13 protein-coding genes and 2 pseudogenes are annotated in these 17,765 nt (G+C 55.5%); 6 read left to right on the top strand and 9 right to left on the bottom strand.

Annotated elements, in window-relative coordinates; translation table 11 throughout:
• Window positions 1-15: 15 nt before the first annotated feature.
• The 3 genes and pseudogenes from HNO51_RS12205 to HNO51_RS21270 form a co-directional block, all read left to right on the top strand.
• Window positions 16-4,020: an O-linked N-acetylglucosamine transferase, SPINDLY family protein gene (locus HNO51_RS12205; RefSeq protein WP_209537553.1), complete on the top strand. Its 4,005-nt coding sequence runs from the start codon at window positions 16-18 to the stop codon at window positions 4,018-4,020.
• A gap of 115 nt (window positions 4,021-4,135) precedes the next feature.
• Entirely contained in the window at window positions 4,136-4,276 is a 141-nt protein-coding gene (locus HNO51_RS21165; protein ID WP_338035283.1) for a transposase domain-containing protein, read from the top strand.
• A 78-nt stretch (window positions 4,277-4,354) separates the two neighbouring features.
• Window positions 4,355-4,582 (top strand): annotated as a pseudogene (locus HNO51_RS21270) (IS30 family transposase); the annotation flags it as partial.
• Between the two features lie 48 nt (window positions 4,583-4,630).
• Here the strand turns inward: HNO51_RS21270 and HNO51_RS12195 are convergent.
• The 7 genes and pseudogenes from HNO51_RS12195 to rfbB all read right to left on the bottom strand — a co-directional run.
• Window positions 4,631-5,013 (bottom strand): annotated as a pseudogene (locus HNO51_RS12195) (transposase); the annotation flags it as partial.
• A gap of 137 nt (window positions 5,014-5,150) precedes the next feature.
• Window positions 5,151-5,903 (bottom strand): sulfotransferase domain-containing protein, encoded by a 753-nt coding sequence (locus HNO51_RS12190; protein ID WP_209537551.1) that lies wholly within the window; start codon window positions 5,901-5,903, stop codon window positions 5,151-5,153.
• A 17-nt stretch (window positions 5,904-5,920) separates the two neighbouring features.
• Window positions 5,921-7,021, bottom strand: a complete 1,101-nt coding sequence (locus HNO51_RS12185) for a DegT/DnrJ/EryC1/StrS family aminotransferase (protein ID WP_209537550.1) — start codon at window positions 7,019-7,021, stop codon at window positions 5,921-5,923.
• Window positions 7,018-7,479 (bottom strand): acyltransferase, encoded by a 462-nt coding sequence (locus HNO51_RS12180; protein WP_276571201.1) that lies wholly within the window; start codon window positions 7,477-7,479, stop codon window positions 7,018-7,020. Before HNO51_RS12180 ends, HNO51_RS12185 begins: the two co-directional genes overlap by 4 nt.
• Window positions 7,454-7,876 carry a sugar 3,4-ketoisomerase gene (locus HNO51_RS12175; RefSeq protein WP_209537548.1) on the bottom strand — a complete coding sequence of 141 codons (423 nt, stop codon included), beginning with the start codon at window positions 7,874-7,876 and terminating at the stop codon, window positions 7,454-7,456. The genes HNO51_RS12180 and HNO51_RS12175 overlap by 26 nt, the downstream gene beginning before the upstream one ends.
• Window positions 7,873-8,745, bottom strand: a complete 873-nt coding sequence (gene rfbA / locus HNO51_RS12170) for a glucose-1-phosphate thymidylyltransferase RfbA (RefSeq protein ID WP_209537547.1) — start codon at window positions 8,743-8,745, stop codon at window positions 7,873-7,875. Before rfbA ends, HNO51_RS12175 begins: the two co-directional genes overlap by 4 nt.
• Window positions 8,742-9,800 carry a dTDP-glucose 4,6-dehydratase gene (gene rfbB / locus HNO51_RS12165; protein WP_209537546.1) on the bottom strand — a complete coding sequence of 353 codons (1,059 nt, stop codon included), beginning with the start codon at window positions 9,798-9,800 and terminating at the stop codon, window positions 8,742-8,744. The genes rfbA and rfbB overlap by 4 nt, the downstream gene beginning before the upstream one ends.
• Window positions 9,801-10,010: 210 nt before the next feature.
• Between rfbB and HNO51_RS12160 the strand changes: the two genes are divergently transcribed.
• A complete protein-coding gene (locus HNO51_RS12160) occupies window positions 10,011-11,471 on the top strand; it encodes a flagellin N-terminal helical domain-containing protein (RefSeq protein WP_209537545.1) in 1,461 nt (486 codons plus the stop codon).
• A gap of 61 nt (window positions 11,472-11,532) precedes the next feature.
• On the top strand, window positions 11,533-11,895 hold the full coding sequence (locus tag HNO51_RS12155) for a hypothetical protein (protein WP_197447630.1): 363 nt from the start codon (window positions 11,533-11,535) through the stop codon (window positions 11,893-11,895).
• Between the two features lie 21 nt (window positions 11,896-11,916).
• Here HNO51_RS12155 and HNO51_RS12150 read toward each other — a convergent pair whose 3' ends face one another.
• The gene (locus tag HNO51_RS12150) at window positions 11,917-13,884 is read right to left on the bottom strand and encodes a sensor domain-containing diguanylate cyclase (protein ID WP_209537544.1); all 1,968 of its coding nucleotides are present in this window, start codon (window positions 13,882-13,884) and stop codon (window positions 11,917-11,919) included.
• A 277-nt stretch (window positions 13,885-14,161) separates the two neighbouring features.
• Between HNO51_RS12150 and HNO51_RS12145 the strand changes: the two genes are divergently transcribed.
• Window positions 14,162-15,538, top strand: a complete 1,377-nt coding sequence (locus tag HNO51_RS12145) for a DUF726 domain-containing protein (protein ID WP_209537543.1) — start codon at window positions 14,162-14,164, stop codon at window positions 15,536-15,538.
• Here HNO51_RS12145 and HNO51_RS12140 read toward each other — a convergent pair.
• The gene (locus HNO51_RS12140) at window positions 15,498-17,747 is read right to left on the bottom strand and encodes a putative bifunctional diguanylate cyclase/phosphodiesterase (protein ID WP_209537542.1); all 2,250 of its coding nucleotides are present in this window, start codon (window positions 17,745-17,747) and stop codon (window positions 15,498-15,500) included. The genes HNO51_RS12145 and HNO51_RS12140 overlap by 41 nt on opposite strands.
• Window positions 17,748-17,765 lie beyond the last annotated feature (18 nt).

The following is a 17,765-nucleotide window of genomic DNA, read 5'->3' as shown; positions in this document are numbered from 1 at the left end:
CAAGGTGCCCTGGTCATGGCCAAGAAAAATGCTCGTCGACGTTACCCTTCCCCCGCTCCACAGGCTGGCACTGCCCTGCCAGCCGATCAGCTAGATGCTTTCGATAGTGCTTATCGTGGGGGAGACTACCTCCGAGCCTTGCAATTGGCCGAAGCCATGGTGCGACGCTACCCGAAGGCTGCCCAGGCCCATGAGCTACATGCAAACGTGCTGGGCCGGTTGGAGCGCTTTGCCGACGCCTGCGAGGCCATGGCCCAAGTGATCGACCAGCTGGCAGCGCCCGGCGCCGCTCAACGGCTGAAATTGGCACAGTATCAAGTGCTGGCAGGGCAGGCCAAGCAGGCGACGGCAGCGCTGCATGAGATTCTTAAGGCAGAATCAGACCACTTGACCGCATTGGTATGGATGAGCCGAGCCTACCATCAACTGGGTGATAACCGCAGGGCGCTCGAGATAAATGATCGTGCTTTAGCATTAGACGCTTATCATGAAGAAACACTGCTATGGCGATCCCGCATACTTGAACAGCTTAAGCGACACGATGACGCTCTTGAGACCTTGAAGCGGTTACTTGAGATAAACCCAAAACATGTGGGGGTGAATAACCATATTGCGGCACTCTATGTCAAAGAAAGTGAATATGAAAAAGCCGAATTTCATTACAACAAAGAGCTGAAGTTAAATCCTTCCAATAGGAAGGTTTATTCAAATCTATTGGTAGCGGCGCACTATAATCCTGCGTATAGTGCGGTGGATCTTTACAACATGACAATACAATGGGGTAAGCAAGTTGCCATGCTTGCCTCAGCTCGGGCAAGTACGCTTAAGAATCCTGCGAAAAAAATTCGTGTTGGACTGCTTTCAGGTGGATTCAGAATGCATCCGGTAGGGCAGATGATACTTCCTGCACTGGAGAATTTACCTGCTGAGCAGTTCGAGTTGATTGCTTACAGTACAAACCAAGTAGTGGATAAGTTGACGCAGTGTTTTCAGAATGTCGTCTGCCGTTGGGAGGTGGTCGAAGGTCTGAGTGCAGAGCAACTGGATCAGAAGATTCGCCATGATGCCATCGATATCCTGATCGACATGAACGGAGCCGGTGAAGGCTCGCGCTACGATACCCTGACTCGTGAGCCAGCTCCGCTGATCGTCAAGTGGGTGGGAAGCTTGATCAGTACGACTGGGCTAAGTTGTTTCGACTACCTGCTGAGCGACAGCATCGAGACACCCGAGGGAGTCGATGATCTCTATGTGGAGAAATTGATTCGTCTCCCTGATGATTATATCTGCTATCATATTCCCGAGCATGCCCCTTCGTGTAATGCACTTCCTGCGCTTAGCAATGGTTATATTACTTTCGGTTGTTTGAATAACCCCGCCAAGTTATCTCCTCCCATGCTGGCCGAATGGGCCAAGCTGCTTAATGACGTTTCCGGTAGCAAGTTGCTTTTACGTGGTATCCAGTTCGAAAGTGCGCGCTATCGCGACAAGATTACCAATATTTTTGCGGAGCATGGCGTTGCTTCGGACCGTCTCTTGCTGGAGGGCCCGGCACAGCACCAGGAGTTCATGGCGACCTATCAGCGTATCGATATTGCCCTGGATACTTGGCCTTATTCCGGTGGCCTGACCACCTGCGAGGCATTGATGATGGGAGTGCCGGTGGTGACCCGGGTTGGCCCTACCTTCGCTGGGCGCCACAGTGCAACCCATCTCGTCAATGCCGGGCTTCCGGAACTGGTCACCGATGACTGGGAGGAGTTTCGCAAGCGTGTCAAGGAGCTGGCATCCGATTTGCCAAACCTCGCGGTCATTCGTGCCGCGCTGCGTACCATCCTCACAGATTCACCTATTTGCGACGGTCCTCGCTTCGCCAAACATTTGACAACGGCACTACGAGCCATCTGGCAGCGCCATTGTGAAGGCAAGGCGCCCACCGCGTTGACCTTCACTAAAAGCGGTCAGGCGCGCTTTGAAGGTGTGGCCACGCCAGTCGCACTTCCTAACGCAAGCCAGCAGGACGAAGGTTTCGATTGGAAGTTGGAATCGACAGTTACCGTTTTTGATAACGGATGCAACCTGGCATCCCGCAGTGATGCGGAGCAGCTGTTGGGCAGCGGAAAGATTGCTTTGCTGGCTTTCGACCCTGCGGGATGCTTGCAGAATGCCGAAACGCTTTCCCAGTTCGGGGAGCTTCACCATTATCCTCAGGTTACCCTTGGCGACGGTCAGCCAGTTACATTGCGGGTGGGCGACGATCCTGAGCAAATTACCAGCCTGATGCCGCTGACGGCGCCTACCTCGTTGACACAGGAACATGCGATACCAAGTATTGCCCTGGACAGCATCGAGGGTCTGGAGTCAATTGATCTTCTTGCGCTGGATGATCGCCATGATAGCTTGGCGATCCTGAAGCATGGCGAAAACGCACTGCAGAATCTATTGGTGCTGCAGGCCCGGATCAACTTCGTAGCAACCCATCAGCACCAGCTCGATTTCGCTTGCATCAGCCAGTGGGCTAAAGATCACGGCTTGAGATTCCTGCGGTTCAATACTCTGAGCTACCAAGGCAACTCAGCGGAAGGCGAACCGCAAGCCCAAGTTTCACAACTGGCAAGCGCCGACGCACTGTTCATTCCAGAAAGCACGCGTATGGCCGAACTGAGCGGCAGCCAGCATAAAAAGCTCGCCTTTTTGTTGCATAGTGTCTACTGCGCTAAGGACACGGCCTATGAAGTCCTCAACTGGCAAGGCAAAGAACAGGCACAGGATTATTTGCGATACTGGAAGAAAGGCGTCGTACCGCTCCCCCTGACGTCTACTCAAACGGTTGCCCAAGAGGATGCTCCTCCACATGATAGCGCCACCTCTGCCCGGATATTCAATCAGATCGAGTATCCACTGATTTACAACATCGAAATCTTAAATAACGGGGTAATCGATAGCGCCTTAGCTAAGGTGGGGGCAAAAAAGAGAACTCTCAAAGGCATTGAGGGGCTCTTGTCTGCAGCTTCAAAAAAAGATGCCCAGAAAGAAATATTCTTCACCGGACACTCTTTTTACAACACCATGGTGAACAGCCCTCCGTATGTTATCAAGCAGAATGTCTTCGACCTCTTCGGCATAACCCCTTTCTCTATCATTGATGATCACGCCTACGCTGACTTCATGTTGCCGAGATGTCTCAACAGTCCCGACAGCATTATCATCGGGTCGAAGTCGGCACGTCTCATCGAAGAGTTCAAACAGGTCGGCAACGCCAAAAAGATCAAGGGTATCGTCATACCGCATAAGGCGCCTGAGATAGATCCTGTATTGTATAAAGACAAGCAAAACATCGCTGTCTTTGTCGGCAAGCTTTATCCGAACGCACCCAAGTCCACCACGTCCATTATCAAGGCGGTGGCCAAGGAAAAGAAGATTCCCAAGAGCCAGCAGCAGGCCATTTGTGAATTCATCGAAAAACGGCGTAGTGACCCCTTCGCGGAACCCACCCTGGAAAGAGGTGTGACCACTGAGACGACGTTGCTCTATTTCGACTTGGTCGACAAGCACTTCAGGAATAAGTACCGGACTGCCCAGCTCGAAAAGTTATCCAGCGTCCTCGCTGCTAGAGGCATCAAGACCGTCGTCATCGGCGGGAAAAAAAGCGAGTGGCCCTTCAAGAAAGACCAAGGCTGTGTATTCTATGATAGAATGGAGTACAAAAAGGCTCTGCATATCATGAATAGAGCCCGTTACAATATTAACCTGACCCCGAGTTACCCCGACCTATTCACGGATAGAGCCATCAATATGATGGGCTCAAACTCGTTATGCTTATCCGATTACACGCCTTTTTTAGAGTCGCATAACAAGAAAGCACTCTATTTTGGACATGAGTGGCTGGAAAACGATTTTGAGGTAAGCGATTGTCAAGAGCTTGCCATGAAACAAAAGCTGGAGATACTGAAGACCTACAATGCTGCCCGTATCGAAAGCGCCTGGATCTCCTGCCTCGAGCAAATATACAACAGTTGATCAGAGGCCACAATCACCTTGACTAAAAAGCAGCCCACCAGGGGCTGCTTTTATAAGCATATTTTCTACGCACCCTTTTTCGAGTTATAGTTTGGGTTCATAGAATAAGCGCAGCATTCAGGCCACCGCAGCGATTTTCAGCCTGATCGAAACCGCCAAGGCCAACGGTCACTCACCTTACAAGTGCTTGCAGTTCGTACTCGAGACGTTGCCGACCCTAGTCGACGATGGTAGCCTTGATTCTCTGCTGCCCTAGTGCTGGAAAGAGACGTTACCGCTCTAAGTCAGCCCTGAACAGATGGGGTTTATAGCGAGCTTACCGAGCGCCGGAGTTGGGTATTTGTTGACCGCTAGGCTGTCTACACTACGGCACAAGGAACTGCCAGGACTATGAACTGGCTGCTGAAGCCACGTCGAGGTGCCGTGAAGCCTCTACGTTGGATAACGGCTCGGAACTTACCGGACACCGAGAGGTGGCTCATGCCGTGAGCGCTGACAACTATTTCTGCGACCCCTACCGCTCCAGTCAGCGTTGGACGAACGAAGCACGAACGGACTGATTTGACAACATTTTACAGAGAACACCAACTGCCAGAAAGTTACTGATCCTAGCCGATAGCCCCTTGTCCTGATCGCCCAGCAGGGCCACCAGGACCTCTTGTAATCGGCGATGAGAATCCCCCTTCAGATAGAGCCAGGGAATCAGGTACTCGTTGTTGCGGCCCTGCTTCCGGTAGGGCGGCATTGATTGCTGGTGAAGCGAGCGCCACTGCCGCTGTGGTCACGCACCATGGGCACCTGTACGTTAACATCACCGATACTGGTCTGAATCGCACGCTCGGGCAGGTAGCTATTAAGGACCACGGCTTGCCGTCCATCATCGAGCCGTTGGTCGGCATATTGCGTCAGGAAGGTGGCCAGCTCGGCTTCTACGGCCTTGGCGATTAGATCATGGGCATCTTGGCGCAGCAGTTCGTGCAAGGGGTCAGCAATCTGGGGTTCTGGTGTAAAAAAGTTTGAAGCGAAGAACCGGTCATGGCGTATCCATTCGTGTTGATTAAAATCTTGGCTGTGATTAATCAACATGAGGCACCATTCTTCCTACTTCCTCCCATACACCAGACTTAGGCTTAGCTCACTCTTTTCATGAACTCACGAAAAAATCTTGAATTATCTTCCAAGTGCACTTTCACTTCATTGATTTCGTTTTCGCTAGGTGCCTGGATTCTTATTCCCTGCTTCGTGAATATCGCTCCAGGCTCTTTATCTGTTATATTTTCCTTAGCGTTGATAAATCGTACCTCCTCTTGGAAAATATTGCTCATTGGGTCTTTCTGTTTATCAAATATGTCAGCGTATTGTAAGATAATCAGACGTGCTGTGTTAAAACAAGCTTGCAGTGCACCTAAAAGATAATCGTAATGGTATATTTTCATGTCGAGAGAATACCTGACTGCCTGCGGCCAAGTTATTCCATTTTTCTTGAACAGTTTATTGTAGCATTCTATATAATACGAAAGGCTGGCTTCCGTAGGTTCCCGCGTAGTTATGATAACTTTGTAATCATTAAACAACTTAGCAAGTTCAGCCACCCGCTCAAGTTTCTCCACCCATGTCACCCCATGACTGGACACAGTGAACATCTCTTCCGACAAGACTAGCTTTTCGGAAGGATCCTTTACTTCCTTCAGAATGGTACGTTCCGCATCTCCATAAGTCATCCCCCCGATCGAGTAGATCTGGAAGGCCTTATATATATTCGAGTTGGCAGTCCCCCGTGGTTGACTCACCCCCAGGTATCGGGAGTTTTTCAATCTGGGGAAAAAATGTTTTTGTAGCGCAGTTGTTCCAGTCTTGGGTAGCCCGACGTGAATATAGATCATGTCTTTCTTACCTTAACTTATCGAAATGCGTTGATGGACTCGATGACGAAGGCCTGCTGTTCATCTGTCAGTCCAGGATAAAGAGGAATACTGACGACCTCATTGGCCAGACGTTCACAAAGCGGATAGCTCGCGTTCAGCTCACTGTAAGTCAGTTGTTTGTGGGGAGGAAGCGGATAATGCACCAAGGAGCCGACTCCAGATTCGTGTAAATGATTAATAAAAGCCTCTCGCCGGGGACTGCGCACCACGAACAGATGAAACACATGAGCCTGCATGTCGCTTACCGTCGGCAGAGCGACAATTTCATTATTAATGTTTGCGAGATAAGTACTGGCGAGGCGACGGCGTTGTACTATCTCCTCTTCCAAGTTGCGTAATTTGACTCGCAGAAACGCCGCCTGGATTTCATCAAGACGACTGTTCACACCCTTGACGCTATGCTCGTATTTTCTTCGACTACCGTAATTTCCAAGGGTCCGAACCATGCGAGCCAACTCATCATCTTGGGTGGTAACCGCCCCGGCATCGCCCAAAGCACCAAGATTTTTTCCCGGGTAGAAGCTGAACCCCGCAGCCTCTCCCCAGTTACCGGCCTTGCGGCCTTGCCTACTGGCTCCGTGTGCTTGTGCTGCATCCTCCAGCACCAACAAATCATAACGCCTGGCAATCTCTAGAATGGCAGGCATATCGGCCAACTGGCCATACAGATGAACAGCCAAGACAACCTTGGTTCGCGAGGTAATCGCGGCTTCGACCTTATAAGGACAGAGATTATAAGTCCTTTCATCAGGCTCCACCAATACAGGCACTAGGCGATTTTCACTGATAGCAAGGATGCTGGCAATATACGTATTGCCCGGCACGATAACTTCATCACCATCTTTTAGCCGCCCTTGCTCTTTCCAAGCACGTAGGACCAGAGTTAGTGCATCAAGTCCATTAGCAACGCCAATGCAGTTTTCGGAGTCACAGAAAGCCGCAAACTCCTGCTCGAACTCTCTTACTTCCTTACCTTGGATATACCACCCTGAGTCGATGACACGAGAAGCGGCCTCAATTAGTGCTGTTCGATATTGGGCATTAATGTGCTTTAAATTGAGAAAGGGGATATTCATTTCACGTACCTGACGACTTTTGCCGGATTTCCTATCACTACGGCACGTGCGGGAACATTTTTTGTTACAACGGCTCCCGCTCCTATCATGGCGTACTCACCTACGATAATACCCGGCAGTAATGTGGCATTTGCACCTATACTTGCATAACGTGCAACTTTGATGCCTGAAAATTGCTTCGGATACACTTTGGATCGTGGGTGCTTGTCATTGGTGAAGGTTGCATTGGGACCAATAAAAACATCATCTTCTATACGTGTCCCAGCCCACAGGAACACACCAGACTTCACAGTCACCCTACTTCCTATCACCACATCACCTTCAACTAAGGTATGGGCACATAAATTGCAATCTTCACCGATCACGGCACCTTTCATAACTACGGCAAACTGCCATATACGGGTGCCCTTTCCTAAAAGACATGGCCCGACGTCAGCCAACGGATGGATATAGCTCATAATTAATACCATTCAAGAAGGTATTGTAGTCGCGAATGTAGTCCGCTTCATTGTAGTGTTCACTTGCCAACAATAAAAGAACACAATCAGGGCTAAAGTCGTGCATTTCTCGCCAAAGCATTTCCGTGATATATAAACCTTTAGTAGGACTGTCTAACCAAGCACTTTCTCGAACTCTTCCATTATCCAGTACCATACGACATTTTCCAATGACGCAAACAGCTACTTGTTTGAGAGCCTTATGAGCATGAAACCCCCTTGCAACCCCTGTCTGTGTGCCGAAAATGTAATATACGCGCCGAACATCAAACGGAACTGTTTGATTACTCTCCAAAGCCACCAGAGAGCCACGTTCATCACCTAGGAGAGGAAAATCGATCCACTGAAAAAGGCTCATAGCATCTCCTGCGTCAACGCGAGCAAATACCGTCCATAGCCGCTCTTGTTCAAATTATTACCTGCTGCTCCAAGCGCATCAATGCTCAACCAGCCATTGCGCCAAGCAATCTCTTCCAAACAGGCTATTTTATATCCTTGGCGCTTTTCAATCGTCTCAACAAATTGCGCCGCTTCGAGCAGGCTCTCATGGGTACCGGTATCTAGCCAGGCGAAGCCTCGACCAAGCAATTCGACTTTCAAGTCGCCTCTCTCCAGGTAGGCCTGGTTGATGCTGGTGATTTCCAGTTCGCCACGGGGGGAGGGCATGACCTGCTTGGCGATTTCGATTACGTCATTGTCGTAGAAATAGAGGCCGGTTACAGCATAATGAGATTTTGGCTTGGCGGGTTTTTCTTCAATAGAAATCGCACGCTTGTTTGCATCGAACTCAACGACGCCAAAACGCTGGGGATCTTTAACTTGGTAGCCAAACACTGTGGCACCGTGAATTTGTGCGGCAGCTTGGCGTAGCTTAGGGGTAAAGCCTTGGCCATAGAAGATATTATCCCCCAATACCAAGCATACATTGTCATTACCGATGAATGCCTCTCCAATGGTAAATGCTTGGGCCAGGCCATCGGGACTTGGCTGCTCGGCATAGCTGAGCATGATGCCGAATTGGCTTCCATCGCCGAGCAGTCGCTCGAAGCTGGTGCGGTCTTCTGGTGTAGTAATGATCAACACCTCACGAATACCTGCCAGCATCAGCACCGAAAGCGGGTAGTAGATCATCGGCTTGTCGTAAATTGGCAGAAGCTGCTTGGATATTCCCAAAGTGATCGGGTGCAGACGTGAGCCGCTACCGCCGGCGAGTATGATACCCTTCATGCGGAGATTCCCAGGCGTTGGTGTAGCTGATGAGGGGGGCGTTCTTGGATCCGTTGGCACCACTCGAGATTGTCTAGATACCACATCACGGTTTTGCGAATACCGCTTTCGAAGCTTTCCTGAGGCGCCCACCCTAGCTCACGCTCTATCTTGCTTGCATCGATCGCGTACCGCTGATCGTGACCTGGGCGGTCTGTGACGAAAGTGATCAAGCGATGGTAGCGCATGGTCGCAGGCGCCAGTTCCTCTAGCAGATCACAGAGCGTATGCACCACCTCGAGGTTGGTTTTCTCATTATGGCCACCTATGTTATAGGTTTCACCTACTTGCCCGCCTTTAATGACTTTGTAAAGAGCACGAGCGTGATCATCGACGTAAAGCCAATCGCGTATCTGCTCACCCTTGCCGTAAACCGGAAGCGGCTTTCCACTCAAGGCATTCAGAATCATCAATGGAATGAGCTTTTCAGGATAATGATATGGGCCGTAGTTGTTCGAGCAGTTGGTGATCAGTGTGGGCATGCCGTAAGTCCGCTGCCAAGCACGTACCAAATGGTCGGAACTCGCCTTGCTAGCCGAATAGGGTGAGCTTGGTGCATAGGCAGTAGTTTCGGTGAATAGCCCTGTCCCTTCCTCGAGGTCACCGTAGACTTCATCCGTGCTCACGTGGTGAAAACGAAAGGTGTCGTGGCGTTGGGCATCAAGACTTTTCCAATAGGCACGGGCCACTTCCAGCAGAGTATAGGTCCCGATGATATTGGTCTCTATGAACGCTGCAGGGCTGTCTATCGAGCGGTCCACATGGCTTTCTGCGGCGAGGTGCATGACGGCGTCGGGCTGATGCTCGAAGAAGGCTTTTTCGAGCCTTGTTCTATCGCATATATCGACGTGCTCAAAAGCGTAGCGCGATGAGCTCGAGACTTCTGATAGAGATTCCAAGTTGCCCGCATAGGTAAGCTTGTCGACGTTGATGACGCTATCCTGGGTGTTTTTTATAATGTGACGTATGACGGCCGAGCCAATGAAGCCCGCTCCACCTGTGATCAGTACTTTCATGTCGCTACGCTTACCCTGTTGCCTTGTGGACACGCTACCGCCGAGGCATGCCTGGCGACCAGGCATCCCCCAGCCTGATGGTGGCATGCCGCCGTAGCTAACAATCCTCCGATTAGCTGGCCATTACCTTGCCTATTGCAGGTTCGTCATGGTTAAAGTTTTCTTCGACGGGGACGATATGGTGGCTTGAGCCCTACCAAGGAGGCCAGCATGGTGGTTGTCACATCGAATTCTCTTGCCTTGAACACCCAGAGCCACCTTGCCCGCAGCCAGTCCCAGTTGGCGGTGTCCATGGAACGGCTCGCCTCAGGCCTACGCGTGAACAGCGCCAAGGACGATGCCGCCGGCCAGGCCATTGCCAACCGCATGGAGGCAGGCTTGCGCGCGGGCTCTGTGCTGTCGCGAGGCATCAATGATGGGATTTCGCTGATGCAGACTGCCGAAGGTGGGCTCGACAGTATCAATGAGATCCTGCATCGCTCGCGTGAGCTGGCCGTTCAGGCAGCCAACGGAACGCTCTCGGAGGCTGATCGTGCCTCGATCGATGCCGAATACCAGCAGCTTGCCAAGGAGATCGATCGGATCGCGTTTGGCACCGAGGCGTTCGGCAAGACCCCGCTTGCGCCGGAGGAACCTCGACCGCTGCCAGTCAAGCTGGGAAACGCACCGCATATCACCGAGCTGCTCGAGCCGACTTTCAAGCGCTTCTCCTCCGGCATCGCGTCATTGGCCTACATTCCCCAGGGTGCCACCAACGTGATGCTGGAGATTGATTCGCTGAGTTTCGACGACGACATTCAGATTTTCACGGTAGACGGGAAGCATCTCATCGGCACGCCAATCGAAGGGGATCATCCCGATTATGTCTGGCTGTACCGCAACGTCAGCGACGCCGCGACGGCCAACGACCGGCTGATAACGGTGGGTAACGGATTCAATGCAGATGCCTCCTACGATGCCGGCCTGCTGCAGGACAGTGCGGGGTCTCATGATCCGAATTCGCCGCCTATCCAACTGGATTACAACGGCATGCACATCGCTTACAGCGGAGATGGCGATCGGCTGGCGCTGGATACAGCTGATGAAGACGGCACCGAGTTCAATGACGGTCGCTTGGCGGACAACATGCTGGAGCGGGTCACGTTGGACAGAGTCACCGAGAACCTGCTCGTTTTCGTTGCAGGGGAGGGGGCTTTCAATGCCCGGGCAACCTGGGACGAGATGCCCATCGAATACGAGGAGCCGGAACCGTTGATGAGCCCTGTCAGTAGGCCCACTGAGATAGCGGTCGGTGCTGGCTTCGGCCAAGGAATCGATAAGATTACCGTTGGCCCTACCCCAGCCGATAGCCACTCACTGGGGCTCGAGGGGGTGGCGTTGGACCCGAGGGAGAAGGCCCTCGAGGCGATGCAGAAACTCCAGCAGGCGACGGGCCAGGTGGATGGCTATCGCAGCCATTACGGCGCACTGCACAATCGCTTCGAATCCGCCCTCGATAGCTTGGGGCATGAGCAGGTAAGCCTGGGAGCTGCCCGGTCTCGAATCGTCGATGCCGACTACGCCCATGAGACCTCCGCCCTGGTCAAGGCGAAATTCCTCCAGCAGGCGGGTTCCGCGGTTCTGGTTCAGGCCAACCAGGCGCCGCGGGGCGTGATGTCGCTGCTGGCTTGAGCACGTGCTCTTAGGAGAGGTGGGTAGGATAATCCATAAATTTCTGACTGAGAGAGAAAGCATGGCGGGATTCGATCCGAGCCTATCGTCAAGGGAGCTTTTGGACGAACTTCTGCCGAAACTCCAGGCAACCGAGCAGTTTCTGAGCGAAACGCTCGGGGCCAAGCTTGAGTACAGTCTCGACCCCAGGGAAACGCGGCGGCTTCAGGAACTCAAGGACGAGTTCGAATTGGAGATCACCATGATCAATATGAACCTGGGGCACTTGCTGCGGCGCTACTCTGATCAGCTGGTCGATGCCATGGAAGAGCCGGAAGGGAAGGACGATACTCGGCTGGAGCTGGACGAGCACGAAGCCGTGGCTGTCGAGAGAATTCGTCGTCTCTACCAGCGCGCCCAAGAGCTGCAGACCGATCCTGCATAAGGCTACCACAGTCGCCTAGCGTCACTCTCCCTGCCACACCACCCGGTTGCGCCCGCGGGCCTTGGCCTCGTAGAGCCCGGTGTCGGCGCGCTTGATGGCCGGTTTCAGGGTCGATGCTTCCGGATTGACCCACGTGACCCCCATCGAGGCGGTATAGCGCAGCTGCCCCGAAGGCTCGACCTCTTCATCCACCGCTGCGGGTGAACTTTCCAGCGCCTGGCGAAGCCGCTCGGCGATCAGCAAGGCAGCCTCCTTAGGGGTGTCGGGCAACAGCACGGCAAACTCCTCACCGCCCATGCGGCACAACACGTCGCCCTCTCTCAACTGCTCCGCGGCATTGCGGGCGAAGTCCTGCAGCACCAGGTCGCCTATGTCGTGGCCGTATTCGTCATTGATACGCTTGAAGTGGTCCAAGTCGATGACGATCAGGCTCAGGGGCGCGCCGCTGCGCCGGGCGCGGGCCATCTCCAGGCTGGCCTGGTCCTTGAGGTAGCGCCGGTTGCCCAGCCCCGTCAGGGGGTCCGTCATGGCCTGGCGAGCCAGCGCTTCCTCCAACCGCTTGCGTTCGCTCAGGTCGAACACCATGGCGCGGGAGTGCACGAACCCCTGCCGTGTGTGATAGGCGGTGGCCTGGATGACCACGGGCAGGGTGTCGCCGCTTCGTGTGACCAGCTCGCACTCCGCCGAGCCCTCCCGCTGCGGCCCCAGCACCTGCCGAAATGCCGCTTCGAACGCCTCGCGGGTCTCGGGCGTGACGAAATCCCGATAGTCCCGCTTGCCTATCACCTCCTCGGCGGCGTAGCCCAGCCAGTTGAGTTCGGTACGGTTGATCTTGACCACGCGCCCGTCGGCGTCCAGCGAGTGATAGCCGCACGGCGCATTCTCGTAGAGGTCGCGCACCTCATGGGCATAGTCATGGGCCTGCTGGGAGAGCCGCTGCGCCTGTTGGCGCAGGGTCTGCTGGCGATGGTGGCTGATCGCCCAGTACACGCCGAAGGTGATGGAAAGCACATAGAGAAGCAGGGCGATCAGAACGGCCGTGGGTTGCTCTGCGAGCAGCGTAGCGAGAGCAGGTTGGGTCACCGTGATCCCCAGCCGCCACGGATAATAGCCCGGTGGGCCGGTGACCATCCCGGCCTGGCTATGATAGTGGTCAATACGCGCATCGTAAGCGCGAAACAAGACTCGCTGATCGCCATCGTCCACTTCACCGCGATTGCGCTGCAAGAGCGCCTCCCAGATGAGCGGTGAATGTGCCGCAAAGCTGTCACCGAACGCGAGCGGCCCCTCCATCTCGGTCAGCAGCCAGGTTCCCCGTGCGTCGATCATGAAGGGGAGCGATTCCACTTCCATGGCAACGGTTCGCTGGATATCGGTGGCCAGATGATGCCAATCCAGGGTGAATCTCAGCACGCCCTTGCGCTTGCCAAGCGTGTCGAAAACGGGCGTGGCGATAGTCAACTGGAAAGCGCCGGCCGTTTGACGGTTTTGGGCATGACTTGGCGCCGCAACGTAGACGTCCCGGGGCGCGAGCGCCATGGCTTCGAGAAAAAAAATCGCCTCGGCATGACGCTCGGGCTGGGCCGGTGCGTCGCCGACGTGTACCAGTTCCCGGCCGGCTGAATCTATCAGGCTTAACTGGGTATAACGTGCGTAGTGTGGCAGTAGCGTTTCGAACAGCGCGTGGAGGCGGGCTTCGGTGAGATGTGCCGTGGCCTCCTGCCGTGGGGATTGAACCGTCCCCACGCCAGTCAGGTAGCGTTGGAGCAGCGGCATTTCGGCGGTCGCCAGCAGGTGGTTGATGCTGGCGTTGATCTCGCTCTGCAGCACTCGCAAACCGGCTTCGAGCTTGGCGTCGGCGGCCGAGGCGGCGCCGTCGAGCCGGGCGCCGAGGTGGGCCTGGAGGATCGGGTACAGCGTGGCCGTCACCAGGATGACAGGTACGACGACGGCTGCGATCAAACGCCTGCAGAGGACTTGCAGCGTCATCAGGCGACCCTCCGAAAGTGACGAGCGAAGCTCGAGCCGGCGCATTCTAGGGTAAGCCGCCCTGAAAGGAAACGCTGTTTTTATATGACGGCAGTGCCCGCCTGGCAGGTACTACCAGCGAGACGGACAAACGGGTAAGCCGTACCATCCGATTAAAGTTTCGACTTGCGGTGCCGTTAAGCCTCTTAGAATAAATCACGCGAGTCCTGCCAAGGTGCTGTTCGGTATGGATGGCTCGGAGCAGAAGGCTCGCGATGCTCTGAAGGGGTATTCACTCATGTCCGAGGTACGCCTGCATCATTTGAATTCCTGGTGTTCCTGGTGCGGAGAATTCAGTCGCCATACCTTGTTCAAGAAGCATGGCTCTGGCCGCGCCACCTTCCTGTGCTCCTCATGCAAACTTCTGACGGCGCAGTGTCGCTACTGCGACAGCATGGCGCGCGCAGTGATTGGTGACGATGGGAAGGCAGGAGATGAGTGCCAGACCCAGGTGTGGCATGGCGAGCTGTGCGCAGAGCATGATGGCTCGATGCCGAACTTCACCAAGGCAACGGCCAAGATACTCGAACTGGGAGAGTTCAAGTATCTGATGCGGCCACGCAGGAAAAACCTCGTTGGCCTGGCCAATGGCAATGGACCCGGTGCCGGGGAGGCGAGCAGCTACCTGGCGGCGCCAGGCATTGCGGTGGCGCTGGGGGGCTCCTACTGGCGTGCCCGCCACGACGCTTCGCACGAAGACCTGCTCGCTTCGGCATCGTTGACCAAGGTAGGGAGCGGAGAGTTGGGTATCATTGCCGCCGCCGGAGCCGGGCTGGGTGGCAAGGCCGGTTATGGGCTGGCAAATGCCTATCTGAAGGACATCCCCGATTACCATTTTGTATTGAAGCGTACGTCACCCGAGGACCGTGGACATCGGGTCGTTATGGTCAATGGTCCCTTGTCCGAGGGGGATCTTGATGCCCATGACTGGTGCGATGGCCTGACGGAACACTACCGTGATGCTTCGCTCTGGTATTTGAATTGGGAAGCCAAAGCGCTGCGTAGGTTGGGTGGGCTGCTGACCAAAACCGCAGCTGGCGCACATACGAGCGATATCTTGTTCCGTGGGGAAAAGGGAGCGTTCAACCCTTGGCAATCCGCCATGCTGAACGCGGAGAAGGCGGGGGCGCTGCTGGCCGAGGCCATCAGCCGTACCGAGAATAGAACTTTCACTCTGATGGGACATTCGCTGGGAGCCAGGGTCATCTTCTTCGCTCTGCTGGCGTTGGCCAGTAAGGGGCCCGGGAGATATGTCCGGGATGCCATCCTGTTGGGCGGTGCCGTGGACAGCGCCAACGAGTTGGACTGGCGCACGGCGGCTGCCTCTACGGCGGCCGGTATACATAACTGCCACTCGGAACAGGACAGCGAGCTGCAGTGGCTGTGCCGTAAGGCGGATGCCGGTTTCGCTGCTCCGGCAGGCTTGGTGCCGGTACCCGACGCGGGAAGCGGCATTGTCAATTGCAACTTCAGCGATCTGGTTGAAAGGCACTGCGAATGGAAAGCCAATCTTGGCGCTGTGATGAACCGCCTCGCACGCCAGCGGCAGTCGCTTGCCCTTCGCGAGAGAGAGGTCAGTCAGGCGAAACCTTTTCCTGTAGAAGCGTTTCGCTGAAGTACCGGTGCCCGATGAGCTGATGCAAGTCGCGCTCGGCGATGGGTTTCGAAATGACGTACCCCTGGGCCATGTCACAGCCCAACCCGGCCAGCTCGCGAAGCGTGGCGGCATCTTCGACCCCTTCCGCCGTCACCTTGAGCCCCAGCTCATGCGCCAGGGCAATGGTCGAGGCGATAATGGTACGGTGCCGCCGGTTTTCCAGCATGTTGCTGATGAAGCTGCGATCCAGCTTGACCTCATCGACGGAAAACGCACTCAGGTAGGATAAGGAGGCGTAGCCGGTACCGAAGTCGTCAACGGCACAGCTGATGTTCTCGTCGTGAAGCTGCTCGATGACCTTCTGGGCGTGGCGCTGGTCGTGGATGACGCCCGTCTCGGTAATCTCGAGGCACAGCGCCTGTTTCCGGTAGGCGAACGATCTCGTCTTGATAAAATCGATCAGCGTGGATCCTTCCATCAGGTCCCGGGATGAGATGTTGACGCTGAGGCTGAAATCCTCGTCATGCTCCTGGCATCGCTCGACGGCCTGTATCGCTTCTTCCATGACCCAGTAGGTCAGCCGTGTGACCAGCCCCGTCTCTTCCAGTAGCGGGATGAAATGGGCGGGCGACACGTTGCCCAACTGCGGATGCTGCCAACGGACCAGCGCTTCGGCTCCCCGGACATAACCGCTCGCCAGGTCGAGCTTGGGCTGGTAAAGCAGGTACATGTCGCGTGTGCCATGGCGACGGAAGTCTCGCAGCAGTATCAGGTCGTTGGGGTCGGGTTCCAGGTCAGGGCTGTAGATACGCCACGCCTGGCCGCTGCCGGCTGCCGCGGAGTAGGCCGTCATGGCGCGGCGCACCAGCTCTTCTGCCTCGGAGCCGTTGCATTCGTCCCGCTTGGTGCGCCCCTCGCAGATGCCCATGGCGACCTGCACGTCGATGCTGATCGTATCGACGACGAGGGAATCGTTCACCCGTTGCGCGAGATCGTCGTGTGAGATGTCGTGCTGGCGCAGAATGGCGAAGACGCCCGAACCCAGGTGGCTGACCTGGGCAAAATCCAGCGATTCGAGATGCCTGGCGAAACTAATGAGCAGCAGCTCGTGGCCGAAGCGATAGCCGAACATGCTGGTGAGCTGTTCCAGGCTGAGCAAGCGCAGGAGAATTACCGTGGGCTCCCAGTTCGGCTGCTCCTGGAGTCGCCGGTCCAGGCTCTCGATGAACCTGGTGCGGCTGGGAAGCCCGGTCAGGGTGTCATGCTCCGCCTGATAGCGCAGCTCTTCCTCGAGTCGGCTACGGGCCTTTAGTTCCTGGGACAGTAGGCGCGTGCGCAGGGATACCTGACGCTTCAGGTACCAGGAAAACATGAAGCCCAGCAGCGCCATGAAGAGCAGAACGGCAACTGCCCAGGCATAGGTGCGCAGGCTGTCGATGATGCTGGGCTTCCGCCACTCCAGCTCGGGTCGCCACTGCTGGTAGATGTCGTTGAAGGTACCGTCGGCCATGACCACGGCCAACTGGTGCTCCAGCCAGGCCAGCATGGCTGTATTCCCCTTGCGAACCCCGAACACGTAGGGCTGCGGCCAGAAAGGGGGGCTCGACTGGCGTACGTTCATTTCGGCGGCGTGGCGCATCGAGGTGAGGGAGGCCTCGATACAGGCCTCCGCCTGCCGGGCCTGCACCGCGCGCAGGCAGTCGTACTCGGTGGCGACCGGCACCAGCGGAATATCTGGGTGCTCTTCCGCCAGCCGTGCTTCGGCATGGCTGCCGGAGACCACGGCGGCTCGGTGCCCCTCCAGGGCCGCCAGGCTGCTGAAGTGCTCGCCGTCGTCGTGCGAAAAAATGCCGTGAAACAGGTAATAGAAGGGCTCGGTGAAATCGAGGAAAGGCGCACGCTCTTCGGCGGCGAACAGCGCAATGGCATCGGCCCTGCCGTCCTGGACTTCCTGCAGGGCGCTATCCCACTCCATCAGCCGATGTTCGGCGTCGATCCCGGCGTGGTGTGCCATGCTCTCCTGCAGATCGATGACGAAGCCTTTCGCCTGGCCGTGCCGGTCGAGCCACTGGAACGGGGGGTAGGTCGCGGAGCCGGCAAAGACCAACTGGTCATGCTCGGGCTCGCTCTGCCCCATGGTATCCCGCAGGGGGAAGACCAGCATCAGCAGGCCTGCCGCCAAGGCCAAGGCCAAGGCGATGTTCGCCTCGGCGTTTGCGAGCTGCATAGGTCCCCCCTTGGCAAA

It is taken from the genome of Billgrantia sulfidoxydans (assembly GCF_017868775.1).
Classification (GTDB): Bacteria; Pseudomonadota; Gammaproteobacteria; order Pseudomonadales; family Halomonadaceae; genus Halomonas; species Halomonas sulfidoxydans.
Note: the sequence above shows the minus strand (reverse complement) of the source record. Positions and strands in the feature narration are given on the sequence as shown.